This is a genomic window from Streptomyces sp. NBC_00582, assembly GCF_036345155.1.
Lineage (GTDB): Bacteria > Actinomycetota > Actinomycetes > Streptomycetales > Streptomycetaceae > Streptomyces.
In genome coordinates, this window is sequence record NZ_CP107772.1 from 5,454,919 (window position 1) to 5,474,794 (window position 19,876).

The window sequence follows — 19,876 nt, forward strand, 5'->3', positions numbered from 1 at the left end:
CTCCGGTGAGTCATCACCCCGTGAACTTCACGTCGGTGATGGCCTGCTTGTAGCCGTCCCCGCTGTAGGCGTCCGTCCCCGAGTACGGGGCCGCCGTGATCCATACGAGAACGTACCGCGTCTTCACCGGCGTCTTGGCGGAGATCTCCAACTCCTTGCCGGTGGTCTTGGCGTCGGCGATCTTCGTCATGGAGCTGAGCGACGCCGACGACGAGAGGGAATCGGCCGCGTACAGCGTGGCGGCCGTGTAGTTCCCGCCGTAGAGGAGCCCTATCGAAGCGGCCGACAGACTCTGCTCGGACCCCAGGTCGTAGACGATGCCCACGCCCTGCTTGTACGGGGCGAGCACGGGTCCTCCGGTGAAGGACTTGGACCGCCAGTACGTGGAGCTGTCGTTGTCGTAGGTCAGCTTCACGTCCTGGGGGTGCTGGGCCGCCCCGTCGGGGTAGTACTCGGCGGCGCCATGGATCTTCAGCGTGATGACCGGCTTCGGCGACGCGCTGTTCTTGTCACCGTCGTCCGTCGTCTGGGTCTTCTTGGTGTCGTCGGACTTGTCCTGGTTCATCAGGACGTCCGCCAGCTGCCAGCTGCCCAGGCCGAGCGCGGCGATCAGCAGGGCCGAGACCGCCCACTTCAGCACCCGCCCGGTGCGGCTCTGCAGCGGGGGCGGCGGGGTCGGGACCGGCTGGGTGGCGCCCGGGTGGGGCGCGGGGCGGCCGTAGGTGCCCTGCTGGTACGTCGTGCGCTGGTACTCCGGCGGCGCGGTGAACACGGGCTCCGGCGGGCGGATGCGGGGCATCTCCCCGATCGCCTTCACCAGCTCCTCGGGAGTGGTGCACGCGGCCTCGTGCCGGGACGCCGTCGCCCCGTCGTTGGCCAGCGCCCGCATGGCCAGCTCGGACAGCCCCCGGTGGACGCCGGCGCGGACCTGGTCGGGTGCGATCAGACCGACGTCCTTCGGCAGCCCGGACAGACCGTAGGCGTCGTTCTCGTACGGCCAGCGCTGGGTGAGCGCCGTGTAGAGCAGGGCGCCGATCGCCTCCGTGTCGGTGCGCTGCGGGGTGTCCGAGGTGATGCCGCGCAGAGCGGCGTTCACCGCGAGCCCGCGGATGCGCCACTGGCCGGTGGAGGTGCGCAGCACGGCGTTGGGGTTCAGCCGCAGATGTGACAGCCCCTCGCGGTGCGCCGCCGCCATCGCCGAGGAGATCTGACTGACCATCTGGTACGCGTCGTGCGGCTCCAGCGGGCCGGACGCGAGCAGCGTCGTCAGTTCGGTCGCGTCGGGCAGCCATTCGTGGACGACGTAGACGAGGTCGTTCTCCTCGACGGCGTCCAGGACCTGCACGAAGCGAGGGTCGCCGAGCAGCGCCGAGGAACGGGCCGCGGCCAGCACCGAGCGCGCCCGGGCGTGGTCCGCGGGCAGTACGTGCACCCCCACGGCACGGCGGAGTTTCTCGTCCACCGCACGCCAACTGCTGAAACCGTCCAGACGGGTGACGCACTCCTCGAGGCGGTACCGTCTGGCGAGTTTGTGGCCGCTGTGCAGTTCAGGCGGTGAGGCCTTCCCGGGATGTTCTGTCCCGCCACTCCCCTGTGCCTCGTCGCTGTCCGTGTCCCGCTCCCGGTTCTTGGCCACCCCGTCGGCCGTGGACTGGTCCGCCTGTGCGGTCAGCGGCTCGTCGCCGCTGTTGTCTGCCACGTCGACGGCAGCCGTACTCCGTTCCGCCACCGTCGTTCCTGCCTCCCCATCCCATGCGCGCCGCCGACCTCGTGCGCGCCGTCCGACGCCGGATCCAATTGTGCCCACAGTCCGCCGCTATGCACGACACGCGGCGGCCAACGATGGTTGTGCGACTACCCCCTCGTTCAGCGCCCCAGGCGCCCGCGGACCATGCCGACGAGGGAGTTGAGCTCCTCGATGCGCATGCGGCGGGCGGCGACGAAGAAGATGCCGAGCAGCAGCGCTCCGCCGACCAGCAGGGCGGCGAGCGAGCCGAGGACGCCCTGGCCCAGGGTCTGGGCGATGCCGTAGCAGGCCGCGCCGGCGATCAGGGCCGCCGGCACGGAGGCGATGCACAGTCTGGCGTACGTGCGCAGGACGTGGGAGCCGTCGAGATCTCCGCCGAGCCGCTTGCGCAGCCGGTTCCAGGCGACGCCGACACCGATCGCGTAGGCCAGGCCGTACGCGGCGGCCATGCCCGCGACCGCCCAGCGGGCCGGCAGGACGAAGTAACAGACCGCCGAGGCGCTCGCGTTGACCGCGGCCACGATGACGGTGTTGTAGAAGGGGGTGCGGGTGTCCTCGTAGGCGTAGAAGGCGCGCAGGACGACGTACTGCACCGAGTAGGGGATCAGGCCGAGGCCGAAGGCCATCAGCATGAAGCCCATGTTGGTGGCCTCGCCGGTGCCGGAGGAGCCGAAGATCAGGGTGCACATCGGGATGCCGAGTGCGAGGAAGCCGAACGCGATCGGCACGATCGCGACGGCCGTGGTGCGCAGGCCCTGCGAGATGTCGTCGCGGACCGCGCCGCCGTCGCCCTCGGCCGCCGAGCGGGAGATGCGCGGCAGCAGGGCGGCCATCAGCGAGACGGTGATGATGGCCTGCGGCAAGCCCCAGATGAGCTGGGCGTTGGCGTAGGCGGCGAAGCCGGTGCCGTCGACGGGCGAGGCCTTGCCGGCCGCGGTCGACAGCTGGGAGACGACGATCGCGCCGGCCTGGTTGGCGAGGACGAACAGGAACGTCCACTTGGCGAGCGTCACGGCCTTGCCGAGCCCGTGGCCGCGCCAGTCGAAGCGCAGCCGCAGCCGGAAGCCGGTCTCCCGCAGGTAGGGGATCATCGCGAGCGCCTGCACGACCAGGCCCAGCAGGACGCCGATGCCGAGGAGCCGCTGGCCCTCCGGCGGGATGGTCGTGACCTTCATGCCGGAGTCGGCGGCGGTGCCGTAGACCCAGATGAAGGTGCCCAGCGTCACGATGATGACGATGTTGTTCAGGACCGGCGTCCACATCATCGCGCCGAACTTGCCGCGCGCGTTGAGGATCTGACCCATCACGACGTGGACGCCCATGAAGAAGATCGAGGGAAGGAAGTAGCGGACGAAGGTGATGCCGACCTCGTTGGCCGCCGGGTCGCTGGCGACCGGGTCGGACAGCGCCCGGATCAGCAGCGGGGCGCCGGCGACCGCGGCGACGGTGAGCACGCCGAGCGCCACCATCACCAGCGTCAGCAGCCGGTTGGCGTAGGACTCGCCGCCGTCGTCGTCCTCCTTCATGGCCCGTACGAGCTGCGGCACGAACACGGAGTTGAGGCCGCCGCCGACGGTCAGGATGTAGATCATCGTCGGAAGCTGGTAGGCGACCTGGAAGGTGTCGCCGAGCAGGCCGACGCCGAGCGCGGAGACGATCAGCGCCGAACGGACGAAGCCGGTGAGGCGGGAGACCATCGTGCCCGCGGCCATCACGGCGCTGGACTTCAGCAGCCCGGCCGCCTTGCCGCCCTTCTTCGCGGCCGGCGCGGCGGGCTCGGGAGCCGGTGCCTCGACCACGGGGGCCGCGCTGCCCAGGTTCATGGTGCGGTCGTCCACGGGCGGCACGGACGCCGCAGCCTGGTGGCGCGGCACGGGCCCCTGGCCGCCGGGAGCCACGGCCGGGCCCGGCACCGCCGGGGACTCGACCGGCGGACGGGTACCGCCCTGCTGCTGGTCCTTGAAGAGGTGCGCGAACGCGTCGGGCTGGTGCTGCTCCTCGCCGGAGTGCGACACCAGGTCGTCCACGCCCACGAACTGGGTCGTGCGGGGGTCGTCACCGTAGGGCAGGTACTGGCTGGGGCCCTCCGGCTCGGGCGCCGGGGGCTGGGCCCACACCTGCGGGTCGGGCGCGTACGGGGACTGCGCCGGGCGGCCGTAGAGCGGCTGCTGCGGCTGGTACGGGCCCGGGGGCGGCGGGGGGTGCGCGGCACGGTCGTAGAGCGCCTCGGCGACCGGATCCTGCGCGGTGAGGTCCTGGGACCGGTAGGGGTCCTGGTCGTAGGCGTCCTGGAGGTACATGTCCGCGGCGTGCTGCGGCGGCACCTGGCCGTGCTCGGGCGGCGGGCCCTCGGGGTGACCCGAGCTGCCCGCGGCCTGGCCGCGGTCACCCTCGTACGGCGCGTTCATGGTTTACCCCACCTCATCGTCCCGGGCCCACCGGCCACGACATCCTCAACGGTCCACTCTCTCACCCGTCCCCGAGGGGGCCGTGCTTTCCGCTGCGGTGTCCGCTGTCCCGTCACTCGCCTGCTCCGGGTCGTCTGCCCCGGACCGGGAGGCCGATTCTCCCTCGGTACGGTCCGCCGAGTTCTCGGGGTCCTCCGGGTTCTCCGGGGCCGCAGGAGTCCCGGAGGCGCCGTCGACCTCCGAGGCCTCGCCCTCCGGGGCGGCCTCGGTGTCCTCGGTGTCCGCCTGCTGGGCCTCACGCGCCGCCGCCCGCTTGCGCTGGGTGTACATACGGAAGCCGGCCAGCACGAGCAGCAGCACACCGCCGCCGATGACCAGCATCACGGTGGCCGTGATCTCGGTGACCTTCACATCGAAGCGGACCGGGGCGCCGTACGCCTGGCCGTCCTCGGTGTAGAGCTGGGCGGTCACCGTGGTCTGGCCGTTCACATTGGCCGACGTGGTGAACTTCACCGTCGTGCTGTGCCCGCCGGAGACCTCGATGAACTGCTCGTCGGAGTCGTGGCCGCCGATCTCCAGGCGGGTGTCGTTGCTCGAGCTGAGCCGCAGGACCAGGTGGTGGACGCCCTGCACCAGGTTGTTCTGCACGGTCACGGGGATCGTGGCGCTGCGCCCCGAGAGCTTGGTCTCCGACTTGTCGATCAGCTTGACCTGGTCGGTGAGGGTCTCGAGGTAGCTCTGCACGCCCTGGCGGAAGGTGCTCGCCGAGGTGGAGCGGCCCCGCCACGACGTGGACATCTCCCGGTTCGTGGCCCGCCCGAAGGGGGTCACCACCCGCGACTTGTCGGTGAGGATCACCTTGAAGTTGTCGAGCTTGTCCTGGGTGGCCGCGATCTGCTCGAAGGCCGACTTCGGCAGCTCCTGCTTGCGCAGCGAGGAGGGGTACGAGGACCGCGAGGGCACCTTGGTGGTGGCGCCGCCGTCGGGCTTGGTCTCGGCGGCCGCGGTGAGGTCCTGGGACTGCGACCAGCCGGAGTTCTGCAGGGCCGTGACGGCCGCCGCCATCGCCTGCGCCTGGCCGGCGGTCGGTGTGCGCTGCGGGGCGACGACGATGCTGCGCTGCTTGTGCGTCTGCAGGTTCAGGGCCAGGCTCTGGGCGAGGAACTGCTGCACCGCCAGCGTGGACGCGGAGGCGTTGGTCAGGTCGCCCTGGAACGTCTTGGACAGGCGGGCGTCGGCGACCACCGCCGTGGTCCCGCCGCCGATGGCCCGGGCTGCGGAGGGCGTGTAGGACAGGCTGCCGGTCTCCGCCAGGCTGTCGCTGCGCGCGATCACCTTGTCGGCGCCGGCGGAGGTGGCGACCTTCACGATCGAGGGGTCGACGGCACCGTCCACCGGCCAGGCGAAGTCGGTGCTCGGCGTCACGTGGAGGATCGTCTCCACCGTGGTCGCGGCGACGTCGGTGGCCGCCTTGAGCTGGCTCAGCGAGCCCGCGACCCCGGTGCCGTTGTGGGCGAGGGAGGCCAGGTCCGGGTCGGCGAAGGGGAGGGCGACGACCTCTTTGTCGGCCACGGCGTCCTGCAGCTCGGCCAGCCACTCCTTGGCGACCGCCTGGTGGGTGCCGGCCGTGGTGGTGTCACCGTCGGCGCGGACCCGGTAGCTGCCGGTCATCGCGTCGACGGACGCGAGCAGGTCCGGGTCGATCACCCAGGTGACGTCGAGTTCCTTGCCGAGGCTCAGCAACTGGTCCAGGCGGCCGCCGGGGGCGATCTCCTCGGCGAGGTCGTCATTGAGGAAGACGGGCGTCTGGCTCGCGTTCGAGCCGGTCTCGGCGGTCATGTGCACGGTGGAGACCAGCGGCCACAGGACCGTCGTCCGCGTCGCCGTGTCCGCCCCGTCGGGCTGCCACGGCAGGAAGGTCCGCTGGATGCCCAGCACCTGCTCCCACGACTGCGCGGACGTCTCGCCCGAGAGCGTGACCCCGAGCGGGTAGACGCCGTCGGCGCCGAGGTCCAGCTCGTCGACCGGTACGGAGATGCTGAAGTGCTCGGCGACGCCGGGGGTGAGCTTGGCGAACTCGGCGACGTACTTGCCGCCCACCTCGGAGCCGTAGCCGGAGGAGAGGCCGGCGGCGTCCTCTGCGGCGTCGGCGACCGCCGAGCGGGTGGTGAGCGCGGAGCCCACCCGCAGGCCGACGTGGGCGTCGGTGACGGCCTGCTTGCCCTTGTTGGTCACGGTGCCGGAGACGGTCACGGTGTCGCCGTCGGTGGGGACGGCCGGGCTGAGGGAGTCGACGGCCACGGAGACCGAGCCCTTGTCGGAGGCTTCCTTGACGCCTGTCGCGGCGTCGGCGTGCGCGGGGAGAGCGGGCAGCTGCAGCAGCCCGGCCAGCAGGGGCGCCCCGGCGAGCAGTGCTCCGGTGCGCCGCAGCCACCGGCGGGCAGGTGAGGGACTCATCCCCGGGAAGTCTGCCGCCTCGGCCACGCGTTCGCCCGTCTCTCGTCGTCGTCAGTGGTCGTCGGAATGTGCGTCCACGCATGGTAACGATGTGCGCGGAGGTGAAGTGCCGCGGACCGGTCCACAAGATCGGGCGGGGCCTTCCTCCTGTCCTCTATCGTCGCGTATGGAGGGGAGCGTCGGTGAAGAAGCTCTACGGCAGGCCTTCAGCCTCTATCGCCCGAGCTGTCCCTGCCCCGTGACGAGCGGCCCCCGCCCTTAATCGGGGCGCCCCGCGCCCGCACGGCCACGTACCCTTTCCTGTTGTGCCGAACGCCAACGAAGACACTCCCAGCGCCCTGAGCCAGGTGCAGCACCGCGCGGTGACCGAACTGCTGCGGGTCGCTCCTGTCGCCGACGACCTCGCCCGCCGCTTCCAGGAGGCCGGCTTCTCGCTCGCCCTGGTCGGCGGCTCGGTCAGGGACGCGCTGCTCGGCCGGCTCGGCAACGACCTCGACTTCACCACGGACGCCCGTCCCGAGGACGTCCTGAAGATCGTGCGGCCGTGGGCGGACGCGGTGTGGGAGGTCGGCATCGCCTTCGGGACCGTCGGGGTCCAGAAGGACGGCTACCTCATCGAGGTGACGACGTACCGCTCCGAGGCGTACGACCGCACCTCCCGCAAGCCCGAGGTCTCCTACGGCGACTCCATCGAGCAGGACCTCGTCCGCCGGGACTTCACAGTGAACGCGATGGCGGTGGCGCTTCCGCAGAAGGAGTTCATCGACCCGCACGGCGGCCTCGACGACCTCGCGGCGCGGGTGCTGCGCACCCCGGGCACGCCCGAGGAGTCCTTCTCCGACGACCCGCTGCGCATGATGCGTGCCGCCCGGTTCGCCGCCCAGCTCGACTTCGAGGTCGCCCCCGAGGTCGTCACCGCGATGAAGGAGATGTCCGAGCGCCTCGACATCGTCTCCGCGGAGCGGGTGCGGGACGAGCTGAACAAGCTGATCCTCTCCGCCCACCCGCGCAAGGGCCTGAGCCTGCTGGTCGACACCGGCCTCGCCGGCCGTGTTCTGCCGGAGCTGCCCGCCCTGCGGCTGGAGCGCGACGAGCACCACCGGCACAAGGACGTCTACGACCACACGCTGATCGTTCTGGAGCAGGCGATCGCGCTGGAGGAGAGCGGCCCCGACCTCACCTTGCGGCTCGCGGCGCTGCTCCATGACATCGGCAAGCCGCGCACCCGGCGGTTCGAGCAGGACGGCAGGGTCTCGTTCCACCACCACGAGATGGTCGGCGCGAAGATGACCAAGAAGCGCATGACCGCGCTGAAGTACTCCAACGATCTGGTGAAGGACGTCTCCCGGCTGGTCGAGCTGCACCTACGCTTCCACGGCTACGGCACCGGGGAGTGGACCGACTCCGCCGTTCGCCGTTACGTCCGTGACGCCGGCCCGCTCCTGGAACGCCTCCACAAGCTGACCCGGTCGGACTGCACGACCCGCAACAAGCGCAAGGCCGCCGCGCTCTCCCGGGCCTACGACGGCCTGGAGGAGCGCATCGCCCAGCTCCAGGAGCAGGAGGAGCTCGACGCGATCCGCCCCGATCTGGACGGCAACCAGATCATGGAGATCCTCGGCGTCGGCCCCGGCCCCGTCATCGGCCAGGCGTACAAGTTCCTGCTGGAGCTGCGCCTGGAGAACGGGCCGATGGAGTACGACGCGGCGGTGGCGGCGCTGAAGGAGTGGTGGGCCGAGCAGAGCTGAACAGTGAAACGGGGCGATGTTTCACGTGAAACATCGCCCCGTTTCACTGCTCGGGAACGCCCTGTACGCACTGAGGGCCGGTGTTTCACGTGAAACACCGGCCCTCAGTCATGGCAGCTGTTGCTGCTACTTGACTTCCTTCATGCACAGAACCACGTCGTGACCGCCGCCGTACTGGACATAGGAGATCGTCGCCTCGGTGACGGCCTCGCACTTGCTCTCGTCACTGGAGCCGTCGAACTTCTGGACGACCTTGTACTGCGCCTTGCTGTCGGAGCAGTCGACCTCGTTGAGGTCCGCGCTGGTGTCCGTGCCCTCGTTGTGCATGCAGGCGCCGACCGAGGTCGTCTCCGCGTCGTCGCGCGTCAGGAACCAGCCCGCGCCGAACTTGAGGATGCCGATGATGACGGCGACGACGATGGCACCGATGATGCGTATGGCCTTCTTGCCCATGCGCTTGCCGGCCGGGGCGGGCGGCGGCGGAACCGGAGCGCCGCCCTGGTTCGGGAACGGGGCGTACGGCTGCTGCGGCGGGACCCCGGGCTGACCGGGCTGCTGCCCCATGGGCGCGGTGGGCTGGGCGTACGGGTTCTGGCCCTGCGGAGGCGGCGGAGTGGTCATGCTGGGGTCCCCCTAGAACGTGGGTGCGCAAGAACATGTGCGCGTGGCGCGAAATAAGACCCACGTAAAGTACCGGCCACCACTGACAGCGCCCGACCTCAGGGGAACTCTGTGTCTTTGATGTGACACTTACCGACGCTCAAAGCGGGCCATAGCCCCAGCAATTGCTCCGTAGATAACGGCGACCGTTACCACCAGTCCGGCTGAGCGGCCGTCAGGCGGCAGCATCAGGGCGGCCACTCCGGCGGCGGCGACGAAGGCGACGTTGAACAGGACGTCGTAGAGGGAGAAGATCCGGCCGCGGAAGCCGTCCGCCACGGACGACTGCACGATGGTGTCGGTGGCGATCTTCGCGCCCTGGGTGACCAGGCCGAGGACGAACGCCGCGACGAAAGTGGTGGCTTGGGCGAAGGGGAGCATCAGGCCTAGTTCCAGCACGGCGGCCGCGGCCGAGCAGACGACGATCCAGCGGCCCGGGCCCAGTCGCCCGGCCGCCCACGGGGTCACCAGGGCCGCGACGAAGAAGCCGACGCCCGAGATGGCCACGGCCACACCGAGCAGCGCCAGCCCGTCGCCGGTGTCGGTGGACCAGGCGTACCGGCACAGCATCAGCACCATGACGGTCAGGGCGCCGTAGCAGAACCGCATCAGGGTGATCGAGCCGAGCGCCCAGGCGGCCCGCCTGCGCCCCGGCCCGGCCAGATGGCGGACTCCGGAGGCGAGCCCGCGGGCCGTACCCCTCAGGGCGCTCGCCAATCCGGCCGCGAGCGGGGCGCGTTCGGGGCCGAGCAGATCCGCGGCCATGGTCAGGGACATGAGCGCCGAGCACAGATACAGGGCGCTGCCGAGCAGGACCACCGCGGCATCGGTGTCCGCGATCGCGAGGCGTACGACGAAGGCGAGACCGGCGCCCGCGATCGCGGCGAGTGTTCCGGCGGTCGGCGAGAGGGAGTTGGCGAGGACCAGGCGCTCGGCGTCGACCACCCGCGGCAGGGCGGCCGACAGCCCCGCGAGGACGAAGCGGTTGACGGCGGTGACGCACAGGGCGGAGACGTAGAAGAGCCAGTCCGGGACCTGGCTGAGCATCAGGACGGCCGTCGCGCACGCCAGCAGGGCGCGCAGCAGGTTGCCGTAGAGGAAGACCTGGCGGCGCCGCCAGCGGTCCAGCAGGACGCCGGCGAAGGGACCGACGAGGGAGTAGGGCAGCAGCAGGACCGCCATCGCGGAGGCGATGGCCCCGGCGGAGGTCTGCTTCTCCGGGGAGAAGACGACGTAGGTGGCGAGCGCGACCTGGTAGACGCCGTCGGCGCACTGGGACAACAGCCGTACCGCGAGCAGGCGCCGGAAGGTGCCGAAGCGCAGCAGGACGCGCAGATCACGGACGACGGCCATGGGGCCCAGCCTCACATACGGGAAGGTCCCCGGGTCATGCGACCCGGGGACCGTCTCAGCCCTGGCAGGAGCGAATTTCAGCGGGTGGCGCGCCGGGCGCGCCGGGGGTGTCGAGTTAGCGCTCGACCTCGCCGCGGATGAACTTCTCGACGTTCTCGCGGGCCTCGTCGTCGAAGTACTGGACCGGCGGGGACTTCATGAAGTAGCTGGAGGCCGACAGGATCGGGCCGCCGATGCCGCGGTCCTTGGCGATCTTCGCGGCGCGCAGGGCGTCGATGATGACACCCGCGGAGTTCGGGGAGTCCCAGACCTCGAGCTTGTACTCCAGGTTCAGCGGGACGTCACCGAAGGCGCGGCCCTCGAGGCGGACGTACGCCCACTTGCGGTCGTCGAGCCAGGCGACGTAGTCGGACGGGCCGATGTGGACGTTCTTCTCGCCGAGCTCCCGGTCGGGGATCTGGGAGGTGACGGCCTGCGTCTTGGAGATCTTCTTGGACTCGAGGCGGTCGCGCTCGAGCATGTTCTTGAAGTCCATGTTGCCGCCGACGTTCAGCTGCATGGTGCGGTCCAGGACGACACCCCGGTCCTCGAACAGCTTCGCCATGACGCGGTGCGTGATGGTGGCGCCGACCTGGGACTTGATGTCGTCGCCGACGATCGGGACGCCCGCCTCGGTGAACTTGTCCGCCCACTCCTTGGTGCCGGCGATGAAGACCGGGAGGGCGTTGACGAAGGCGACCTTGGCGTCGATGGCGCACTGGGCGTAGAACTTCGCCGCGTCCTCGGAGCCGACGGGCAGGTAGCAGACGAGGACGTCGACCTGCTTGTCTTTGAGGATCTGGACGACGTCGACCGGCTCCTCGGCCGACTCCTCGATGGTCAGGCGGTAGTACTTGCCGAGACCGTCGAGGGTGTGGCCGCGCTGCACGGTGACACCGGTGTGGGGCACGTCGCAGATCTTGATGGTGTTGTTCTCGGACGCGCCGATGGCGTCCGAGAGGTCCAGGCCGACCTTCTTGGCGTCCACGTCGAACGCGGCGACGAACTCGACGTCACGGACGTGGTAGTCGCCGAACTGGACGTGCATCAGGCCCGGGACCTTGGACGCCGGGTCGGCGTCCTTGTAGTACTCGACGCCCTGCACCAGCGATGCGGCGCAGTTGCCCACACCGACGATGGCTACGCGAACCGAACCCATTCCGGTTGCTCCCTGTGTGTACGAGTGAGGCCCTGGCTGGGCGCTCACGGGGTGGTGTCGCCGGGCGTATCCGTCCCGGGGGTGTCCCCGGGACGGGGCAGGACGCCCGGCGCTCCATTGGTGTTCTGCTGAGCGGACCCCCCGGAAGCGGAACCCTTCAGGTCCCGTCCGGCCCGCTCGCTCTCGATGAGCTCGTTCAGCCAGCGCACTTCGCGCTCCACGGACTCCATCCCGTGGCGCTGGAGCTCAAGCGTGTAGTCGTCGAGGCGCTCCCGTGTGCGCGCCAGCGAGGCGCGCATCTTCTCCAGCCGCTCCTCCAGCCGGCTGCGGCGGCCCTCCAGGACGCGCATGCGCACATCGCGCGACGTCTGCCCGAAGAAGGCGAAACGGGCGGCGAAGTGCTCGTCCTCGTACGCGTCGGGGCCGGTCTGCGAGAGCAGCTCCTCGAAGTGTTCCTTACCTTCCGCCGTCAACCGGTAGACGATCTTGGCGCGACGCCCCGCGAGTGGCGTGGCGAGGGCGTCCTCGGGGGTGTTCCCCGGTTCCTCGATCAACCAGCCGTTGGCGACCAGCGTCTTGAGGCAGGGGTACAGCGTCCCGTAGCTGAAGGCACGGAACACACCCAGTGACGTATTGAGTCGTTTGCGCAGCTCATAGCCGTGCATCGGGGATTCGCGGAGCAGGCCGAGCACGGCGAACTCGAGGATGCCGGAACGTCGGCTCATCGTCGCCCCTCTCGTCCGCCGCGCGCTTATCTCGCTCTGATGTATCGACTCGATACATCACGACGATAGAACGGCCTTCCGGATGCGACAAGAGGGGCGATGGTGAACGGGATCACATCACCGTTTCTTCGCAGGCGACTTGCCTGATTTGGGGTGAACCTTGGGACTGGTCAGGTTTTGACGGTGCGTAGTCTGTGCGCCATGCAGACCACCGGGACCCACGAGACGCCGGGGGGCGTCGAGGCCCCCGGTGCCGTACGGGTGAATGCGCAGCCGACCGCATCCGTACTTCGGGGGGACAGGAAACCAGCCGCCCTTTTCAGGCGCGCACGGATGCGCCTGCCCTAGGAGTAATCGTTCGATGAGCGAGCACCGTCGCAAACCGCCGCAGCCGCAGGGAGGCGGACGTGCCGCGGCCCGACGCGGCCAGTCCGGGCCGTCCTCCGGTCGCCGCGCACCGCGAGGCGCCACCGGATCTCCTTCCGACTACGGGTTGGGCCAGGTGTCGGGGAGTCCGGAGCAGGCGTACGGCAGCCGCGCCGAGGCCCGACGCGCCGCCCAGAGAGGCCCGGGCGGCCGGCGCAGAGGGGTCGAGCCGGGAGGGTCCTTCGCAGGCCCCCACGGCCCCGGCAGGGGCAGAGGGCGCTCGGCGCCCGGCAGGAAGCGCCTGATCGACTATCCGCGCGCCGACAAGTACGGCTGGCAGCGCTGGATGCCGTCCTGGAAGCTCGTCGCCGGTCTGTTCATCGGCTTCGTCGGCAGCCTGGTGGCCGTGGCGGGCATCGGCTACGCCATGGTGGGCGTGCCCGACGTCGCGAAGACGGCGACGGCCCAGAACAACGTCTACTACTGGAAAGACGGCTCCCAGATGGTGGCCACCGGTGGTGAGACGAACCGTCAGACCATCTCGCTCTCGCAGATCCCGCAGGAGATGCGCTACGCGGTCATCTCCCAGGAGAACAAGACCTTCTACGAGGACAGCGGCATCGACCCCAAGGGCATCGCCCGGGCGCTGTTCAACATGGCCCGGGGCGGCCAGACGCAGGGTGGTTCGACGATCACCCAGCAGTACGTCAAGAACGCGATGCTGAACGACCAGTCGCAGACGATCTCCCGCAAGTTCAAGGAGATCTTCGTGTCGATAAAGGTGGGCGCCGAGGTCGACAAGGACACGATCATGGCCGGCTACCTGAACTCCGCGTACTACGGACGCAACGCGTACGGGATCCAGGCCGCCGCCCGCGCCTACTTCAACAAGGACGCGATCAAGCTCAACCCGGGTGAGTGCGCCTTCCTGGCCGCGATGCTGAAGGGCGCCACGTACTACGACCCGGCGGGCGCGACCTCGATCGACCCGGTCGGAGCCACGCCCGAGAAGAACAGCAGGCGGGCCCTGCTCCAGATGCAGGACACCCTCGACAAGATGGTCGAGTACGGCCATCTCGACGCCTCGGTCCGGGCCAAGTACACCAAGCTCCCCGTTGTGAAGAACCCGCGGTCGAACACCCAGCTCAGCGGTCAGATCGGCTACCTCGTCGACCTCGCCAACGGGTACCTCGTCACCCACAGCAAGGAGACGGGGATCACCCAGAACCTGCTGCAGCAGGGCGGCTACTCGATCTACACGACCTTCGACAAGAAGAAGGTCCAGCAGCTCACGGACGCGGTGACCAAGGTCCAGAAGGCCAACATCAAGCCGAAGGAACGCCCGGAGACCGACACCCACGTTCAGTTCGGCGGGGCGTCCGTGGAGCCGGACACCGGTGCCATCCGGGCCATCTACGGCGGTGAGGACGCCACCAAGCACTTCACCGACAACGCCGACGAGACCGGTGCCCAGGTCGGCTCGACCTTCAAGCCGTTCGTGCTGGCGGCCGCGATGACCTGGGGCGTGCGCAATCCCGACCTGGGGTCCTCGCAGGCACAGGACGAGCGCACCATCGTCTCTCCGGAGAGCCTGTTCAGCGGCAAGAACAAGCTGAAGATCCAGGACTACAACCGCACGGTCTGGAAGAACGAGAAGGGCGAGGAGTGGCTGCAGACCAATGACGGCAACGAGTCGTACGGTTCTCCGCCCGACTTCAAGATCGACCTGCGCGAGGCGATGCGCGAGTCGGTGAACTCCGCCTTCGTGCAGCTCGGCATGGATGTCGGTCTGGACAAGGTCAAGGACTCCGCCATCAGCGCCGGCCTGCGGGAGAGCAGCCTCGCCGGTACGACCTTCCCCTCGTTCTCGATCGGCATCTCCGACCCGAGCGCGATCCGCATGGCGGGCTCGTACGCCACCTTCGCCGCGAGCGGCAAGCAGCGCGACCCGTACTCCGTGGAGAAGGTCACCAGCGAGGAAGGCCAGATCTTCACGCACAAGGACGAGGCGCAGCAGGCCTTCACCTCGAAGGTCGCCGACAACGTCACGGATGTCCTGAAGACCGTGGTCGAGCGGGGCACCGGCACCAACGCGCAGCTGCCCGGCCGGGAGGTGGCCGGCAAGACCGGTACCACCGACGGCAACAAGTCGGCCTGGTTCGTGGGCTACACGCCTCAGCTGTCGACGGCGATCAGCATGTTCCGTCTCGACGACGACGAGAAGAACAAGAACCGCACGTTCCTGAAGATGTTCGGAACGGGTGGCCAGAAGAAGATCCACGGTGCGTCGTTCCCGGCACAGATCTGGCACGACTACATGGAAGACGCGCTGGAGGGCACGCAGCCGGAGGACTTCCCGGAGCCCGAGCCCATCGGTGAGGTCGTCAACGCGGAACCGTCGGCGGCGCCGACCCCGACCGCCACCGAGACCGAGGAAACGGAGCCGTCCCCCACCCCGACCGCCACGGAGACGCAGATCCAGCCTTCGCCCACGGCGACGGCGACCTGCGGCAACTTCTTCGAGTGCAACACCGGTGGCACGGACAACGGCAACCAGAACGGTGGCTCGGACGGGGGCTTCTCGCCGACACCGACCGCGACCGAGACGGACAGCACGAGAGGCAACCAGAACGGAGGCCTCTTCGGAGGGGCGGGCGGTTAACCGCCCTCTTGCCCCGCACGGGCGTTTCACGTGAAACATGGTGATGTTGAAACGAGAGCCGCCCCACCGCACCAGGTGGGGCGGCTCTCGGCTTTTTCCTAAGTCGGTACGGCAGGATGTGGCCCATGCCCAGTGCAGAATCGACGCCCGCGCGCGTGCACGAGCCGGAGCCGGTGCCGCCGACCAGGAACGACAAGGTGGCCTCGGCCGGCAGCGAGCTGATCGGCGGCCCCCTAGGACAGCGAGCCCTGACCGGGGCGTCCTGGTGGACGCCCGTACGGGTCGTCGTGCTCGTGGCGATCGGCATGTTCGCCCTCGGCCTGATCCAGAAGGTGCCGTGCTACGACGGAGGCTGGTTCTTCGGCGCCAGCACCCAGTACACCCACGCCTGCTACTCGGACATCCCCCACCTCTACCAGGGGCGCGGCTTCGCCGACGGGCTGGTGCCGTACTTCGACAAGCTCCCCGGCGACATGGACTACCTCGAATACCCGGTGCTCACCGGAGTGTTCATGGAGGTCGCCGCCTGGCTGACCCCGGGCAGCGGCACCATCCAGCACCAGGAGCAGTGGTACTGGATGGTCAACGCCGGCATGCTGATGGCCTGCGCGGCCGTCATCGCCGTCTGTGTCTCCCGTACCCACGCCCGGCGCCCCTGGGACGGTCTGCTGGTGGCCCTGGCACCCGCCTTCGCGCTGACCGCCACCATCAACTGGGACCTGCTGGCCGTCGCCCTGACGGCCGCGGCGATGATGATGTGGTCGCGGGGACGCGCCCTCGCCTTCGGTGTGCTGCTGGGGCTCGCCACGGCCGCGAAGCTCTATCCCGTGTTTCTGCTCGGACCGCTGTTCGTGCTCTGCTGGCGCGCGGGGAAGTGGCGGGACTACGGCAAGGCCTTCGGCGGGGCGGCCGTCGCCTGGCTGGTGGTCAACCTGCCGGTGATGCTCTTCGCGTTCGAGGGCTGGTCGAAGTTCTACCGGTTCAGCCAGGAGCGCGGCGTCGACTTCGGATCCTTCTGGTTGATCCTGGCCCAGAACTCCAGTGATCCCCTCGCCACCGACAGCGTCAACACCCTCGCCACTCTCTTGGTGGTGGTGTGCTTCGCGGGCATCGTCTGGCTGACGCTGACCGCGCCGCGCCGCCCCCGGTTCACCCAGCTCGCCTTCCTGGTGGTGGCCGCGTTCATCGTCACCAACAAGGTCTACTCGCCGCAGTACGTGCTGTGGCTGGTGCCGCTGGCCGTGCTGGCCCGGCCGAAGTGGCGGGACTTCCTGATCTGGCAGGCCTGCGAGGTGGCGTACTTCCTGGGCATCTGGCTGTACCTCGCGTACACGACCAGCGGAGACGCGCACAAGGGACTGCCGACCGACGGCTACCACTGGGCCATCGGGGTGCATCTGCTGGGCACGCTCTACCTGTGCGCCGTTGTCGTGCGCGACATCCTGATGCCCGAGCGGGACGTGGTGCGCCAGCACGGTGACGACGACCCCTCGGGCGGGGTGCTCGACGGGGCGGAGGACGTCTTCGTCCTCGGTTCCGCCGCTCATCGGCCCCGGCATGCCTCTTCCTTCGAGGGGCCGCAGGTCGACTGGGGCACTCAGGGCGAAGTGGAGTGGGGACGGCAGGGCACCGCCGACGGTTCGCTCTGAGCGAACAGAGGGCCGTACAGACGGAGAAGAGGCCGTACACGGCGTCGTGTACGGCCTCCTCCGTGTCCTGGATCCCTCAGCGGTCCACGATCCGGTCGAACTGCGTCGTGGTGTGGCGCAGATGGGCCACCAGCTCGTCGCCGACGCTGGGCTCCGGCGCGTCCGAGGGGACGAAGAGGATCGACACCTGCATGTGCGGCGGCTCGGCGAACCAGCGCTGCTTGCCGCCCCAGACGAACGGGGAGAGATTCCGGTTCACCGTGGCGAGGCCGGCCCGGGCGACGCCCTTGGCACGCGGCATGACGCCGTGCAGGGCCTTGGGGGCCTCCAGGCCCACCCCGTGCGAGGTACCGCCCGCCACGACCACCAGGAAGCCGTCGGAGGCCGCCTTCTGCTGGCGGTAGCCGAAGCGGTCGCCCTTGGCGACACGCGTGACGTCCAGGACCGCCCCGCGGTACTCGGTGGCCTCGTGGTCCCCGAGCCACAGCCGCGTGCCGATCCGGGCGCGGAAACGGGTCTGCGGGAACTGCTGCTGCAGCCGGGCCAGCTCGTCGGCCTTGAGATGGCTGACGAACATGGTGTGCAGCGGCAGCCGGGCCGCCCGGAGCCGGTCCATCCAGCCGATGACCTCCTCGACGGCGTCGGAGCCGTCGGTGCGGTCCAGCGGCAGATGGATGGCGAAGCCCTCCAGCCGGACGTTCTCGATCGCGGAGTGGAGCTGCGGCAGGTCCTGCTCGCTGATGCCGTGCCGCTTCATCGACGACATCACCTCGATGACCACCCGTGCGCCCACGAGGCCGTACACACCGTCCACCGACGACACCGAGCGCACCACCCGGTCGGGCAGCGGCACGGGCTCCTCGCCGCGCCGGTACGGCGTCAGCACCAGCAGGTCGCCGCCGAAGAAGTCCTTGATGCGCGCGGCCTCGTACGTCGTTCCGACGGCGAGGATGTCCGAGCCCAGCCGGGTGGCCTCCTCCGCCAGTCGCTCGTGCCCAAAGCCGTAGCCGTTGCCCTTGCAGACCGGGACGAGCCCCGGGAACTGCTCCTGCACGTGCTTGTGGTGCGCCCGCCAGCGCGCGGTGTCGACGTAGAGCGTGAGCGCCATGGCCGGACCTGGGACCTTTCTCGTGGCTGGGAAGGAGGGGAGGTGTGACGTCAGCGGCGCGACATGTAGATGTCGAGCGCCTTGTGGAGCAGCTTGTTCAGCGGGAAGTCCCACTCGCCGAGGTACTCGGCCGCCTGGCCGCCCGTGCCGACCTTGAACTGGATCAGGCCGAAGAGGTGGTCGGTCTCGTCCAGCGAGTCGGAGATGCCGCGCAGGTCGTAGACGGTGGCGCCGAGCGCGTAGGCGTCGCGCAGCATCCGCCACTGCATGGCGTTCGACGGACGGAACTCACGGCCGATGTTGTCGGAGGCGCCGTAGGAGTACCAGACGTGCCCGCCGACGATCAGCATCGTCGCCGCCGACAGGTTCACCCCGTTGTGGCGGGCGAAGTACAGCCGCATGCGGTTGGGGTCCTCGGTGTTGAGGGCCGTCCACATGCGCTGGAAGTACGACAGCGGGCGCGGCCGGAAGTGGTCGCGCACAGCCGTGATCTCGTACAGCCGCTGCCATTCCTCGAGGTCGTGGTAGCCGCCCTGGACGACCTCCACGCCGGCCTTCTCGGCCTTCTTGATGTTGCGGCGCCAGAGCTGGTTGAAGTTCTTGTGGACCTCTTCCAGGGAACGGTTCGCCAGCGGCACCTGGTAGACGTAGCGCGGCTGGACGTCGCCGAAGCCGGCGCCGCCGTCCTCGCCCTGCTGCCAGCCCATCCGGCGCAGCTTGTCGGCCACCTCGAAGGCGCGCGGCTCGATGAAGTCGGCCTCGATGTCGCGCAGCCGCTTCACGTCGGGGTTCTGGATGCCCGCCTTGATGGACGTGGCCTCCCAGCGCCGGATGATCACCGGCGGGCCCATCTTGACCGAGAACGCGCCCTGCTGCTTGAGGTGGGCGAGCATCGGTTCCAGCCACTCGGTCAGATTCGGCGCGTACCAGTTGATGACCGGGCCCTCGGGCAGATAGGCGAGGTAGCGCTTGATCTTGGGGAGCTGGCGGTAGAGGACGAGACCCGCGCCGACCAGCTCGCCGGTCCGCTCGTCGAACCAGCCGAGGTTCTCCGAACGCCACTCCGCCTTGACGTCGGCCCAGGCCGGAACCTGCATGTGGCTCGCCGCCGGCAGGCTCTGGATGTATGCCAGATGCTGCTCGCGGCTGATCGTCCTCAGGGTCAGGCTCATTCGGGGCGCTCCTCGGGCTGGTGTGTCCCCATGGGTACAGGGGCTCCGGCTCTCGGCGAAGCCTACTGCGCCGTGCGCCAGGCCCGACTGGGCGTAGGGCACCTTCGCCCCGGCCGATTGGGGGGCCGGGGCGTTACGTCAGGGTTCGTAGGTGTCCTACGTGTCCCGCGGCGGGGACGGTGTGCGTGGTGCGGTGCTCGCTCGGCCGGACGGGTCACCCCGGCGCCGAACGGGGTCGGTCAGGTCACCACAGTCCGCCGAAGAGGCCGCCGTGCGCCATGCCGAGGAAGAAGCCGACGCCGGAGGCGCCGAGACCCAGGATCAGACCGAAGCGCTGGCGGGTGGTCTCGGAGATCCACTGGCCGTACGCGCCGGTCCCGATCCCCACCAGACCGGTCCAGGAACTGAGCAGATGGAGGCTGTCGAACTGCGCCGTGACGAAGGACACGACTCCCAGGACCAGGGTCACCACCATGAGGGTGTCCTGGACCGGATGGGACTTTCCGTCGGTGGCGAAGAGGGAACCGACTCCGGTGTTGGGTCGCAATGCCTGTGCCATAGGGCACCTCCTGCGGAAGGCGGCGCATCGTAGCGCCATACACACCCGATGTGTACAGATTGGC

Annotated in this window: 13 protein-coding genes; 3 read left to right on the plus strand and 10 right to left on the minus strand. The window is 69.4% G+C overall.

What is annotated here, in order from left to right:
- Positions 1–13: 13 nt before the first annotated feature.
- From OG852_RS24330 to OG852_RS24340, 3 genes are all read right to left on the minus strand, one after another.
- Entirely contained in the window at positions 14–1,729 is a 1,716-nt protein-coding gene (locus OG852_RS24330) for a protein kinase family protein (protein WP_330348948.1), read from the minus strand.
- Between the two features lie 137 nt (positions 1,730–1,866).
- Positions 1,867–4,155 carry a murein biosynthesis integral membrane protein MurJ gene (gene murJ, locus OG852_RS24335; protein WP_330348949.1) on the minus strand — a complete coding sequence of 763 codons (2,289 nt, stop codon included), beginning with the start codon at positions 4,153–4,155 and terminating at the stop codon, positions 1,867–1,869.
- A 45-nt stretch (positions 4,156–4,200) separates the two neighbouring features.
- Positions 4,201–6,639 (minus strand): DUF6049 family protein, encoded by a 2,439-nt coding sequence (locus OG852_RS24340; RefSeq protein WP_330348950.1) that lies wholly within the window; start codon positions 6,637–6,639, stop codon positions 4,201–4,203.
- 278 nt (positions 6,640–6,917) lie between these two features.
- Between OG852_RS24340 and OG852_RS24345 the strand changes: the two genes are divergently transcribed.
- The gene (locus tag OG852_RS24345) at positions 6,918–8,360 is read left to right on the plus strand and encodes a CCA tRNA nucleotidyltransferase (protein WP_330348951.1); all 1,443 of its coding nucleotides are present in this window, start codon (positions 6,918–6,920) and stop codon (positions 8,358–8,360) included.
- Positions 8,361–8,486: 126 nt separating this feature from the next.
- Here the strand turns inward: OG852_RS24345 and OG852_RS24350 are convergent, their stop codons facing one another.
- The 4 genes from OG852_RS24350 to OG852_RS24365 form a co-directional block, all read right to left on the minus strand.
- A complete protein-coding gene (locus tag OG852_RS24350; RefSeq protein WP_133911134.1) occupies positions 8,487–8,981 on the minus strand; it encodes an LppU/SCO3897 family protein in 495 nt (164 codons plus the stop codon).
- Positions 8,982–9,110: 129 nt separating this feature from the next.
- The gene (locus OG852_RS24355; protein ID WP_330348952.1) at positions 9,111–10,373 is read right to left on the minus strand and encodes an MFS transporter; all 1,263 of its coding nucleotides are present in this window, start codon (positions 10,371–10,373) and stop codon (positions 9,111–9,113) included.
- Between the two features lie 115 nt (positions 10,374–10,488).
- Positions 10,489–11,571 (minus strand): inositol-3-phosphate synthase, encoded by a 1,083-nt coding sequence (locus OG852_RS24360; RefSeq protein WP_133911136.1) that lies wholly within the window; start codon positions 11,569–11,571, stop codon positions 10,489–10,491.
- A 44-nt stretch (positions 11,572–11,615) separates the two neighbouring features.
- The gene (locus OG852_RS24365; protein WP_330348953.1) at positions 11,616–12,296 is read right to left on the minus strand and encodes a PadR family transcriptional regulator; all 681 of its coding nucleotides are present in this window, start codon (positions 12,294–12,296) and stop codon (positions 11,616–11,618) included.
- Between the two features lie 361 nt (positions 12,297–12,657).
- Between OG852_RS24365 and OG852_RS24370 the strand changes: the two genes are divergently transcribed.
- Positions 12,658–15,324, plus strand: coding sequence for a transglycosylase domain-containing protein (locus OG852_RS24370; RefSeq protein ID WP_166663449.1), 2,667 nt, complete (start codon positions 12,658–12,660; stop codon positions 15,322–15,324).
- Between the two features lie 125 nt (positions 15,325–15,449).
- Positions 15,450–16,973 carry a glycosyltransferase family 87 protein gene (locus tag OG852_RS24375; protein ID WP_330348954.1) on the plus strand — a complete coding sequence of 508 codons (1,524 nt, stop codon included), beginning with the start codon at positions 15,450–15,452 and terminating at the stop codon, positions 16,971–16,973.
- Between the two features lie 76 nt (positions 16,974–17,049).
- On the opposite strand, the gene OG852_RS24380 is transcribed toward OG852_RS24375, so the two are convergent.
- From OG852_RS24380 to OG852_RS24390, 3 genes are all read right to left on the minus strand, one after another.
- The gene (locus tag OG852_RS24380) at positions 17,050–18,081 is read right to left on the minus strand and encodes an alanine racemase (RefSeq protein ID WP_133911139.1); all 1,032 of its coding nucleotides are present in this window, start codon (positions 18,079–18,081) and stop codon (positions 17,050–17,052) included.
- A 50-nt stretch (positions 18,082–18,131) separates the two neighbouring features.
- Positions 18,132–19,253, minus strand: coding sequence for a peptidoglycan bridge formation glycyltransferase FemX (femX, locus tag OG852_RS24385; RefSeq protein ID WP_133911140.1), 1,122 nt, complete (start codon positions 19,251–19,253; stop codon positions 18,132–18,134).
- Positions 19,254–19,497: 244 nt separating this feature from the next.
- Positions 19,498–19,812 carry a hypothetical protein gene (locus tag OG852_RS24390; RefSeq protein ID WP_133911141.1) on the minus strand — a complete coding sequence of 105 codons (315 nt, stop codon included), beginning with the start codon at positions 19,810–19,812 and terminating at the stop codon, positions 19,498–19,500.
- Positions 19,813–19,876 lie beyond the last annotated feature (64 nt).

What these genes read in the sequence shown, in the direction of transcription:
- OG852_RS24365 (WP_330348953.1), bottom strand. Translation starts at nt 12,296, where the DNA reads ATGAGCCGACGTTCCGGCATCCTCGAGTTCGCCGTGCTCGGCCTGCTC.
- OG852_RS24380 (WP_133911139.1), bottom strand. Translation starts at nt 18,081, where the DNA reads ATGGCGCTCACGCTCTACGTCGACACCGCGCGCTGGCGGGCGCACCAC.
- OG852_RS24360 (WP_133911136.1), bottom strand. Translation starts at nt 11,571, where the DNA reads ATGGGTTCGGTTCGCGTAGCCATCGTCGGTGTGGGCAACTGCGCCGCA.
- OG852_RS24390 (WP_133911141.1), bottom strand. Translation starts at nt 19,812, where the DNA reads ATGGCACAGGCATTGCGACCCAACACCGGAGTCGGTTCCCTCTTCGCC.
- OG852_RS24375 (WP_330348954.1), top strand. Translation starts at nt 15,450, where the DNA reads ATGCCCAGTGCAGAATCGACGCCCGCGCGCGTGCACGAGCCGGAGCCG.
- OG852_RS24370 (WP_166663449.1), top strand. Translation starts at nt 12,658, where the DNA reads ATGAGCGAGCACCGTCGCAAACCGCCGCAGCCGCAGGGAGGCGGACGT.
- OG852_RS24355 (WP_330348952.1), bottom strand. Translation starts at nt 10,373, where the DNA reads ATGGCCGTCGTCCGTGATCTGCGCGTCCTGCTGCGCTTCGGCACCTTC.
- femX (WP_133911140.1), bottom strand. Translation starts at nt 19,253, where the DNA reads ATGAGCCTGACCCTGAGGACGATCAGCCGCGAGCAGCATCTGGCATAC.
- OG852_RS24350 (WP_133911134.1), bottom strand. Translation starts at nt 8,981, where the DNA reads ATGACCACTCCGCCGCCTCCGCAGGGCCAGAACCCGTACGCCCAGCCC.
- murJ (WP_330348949.1), bottom strand. Translation starts at nt 4,155, where the DNA reads ATGAACGCGCCGTACGAGGGTGACCGCGGCCAGGCCGCGGGCAGCTCG.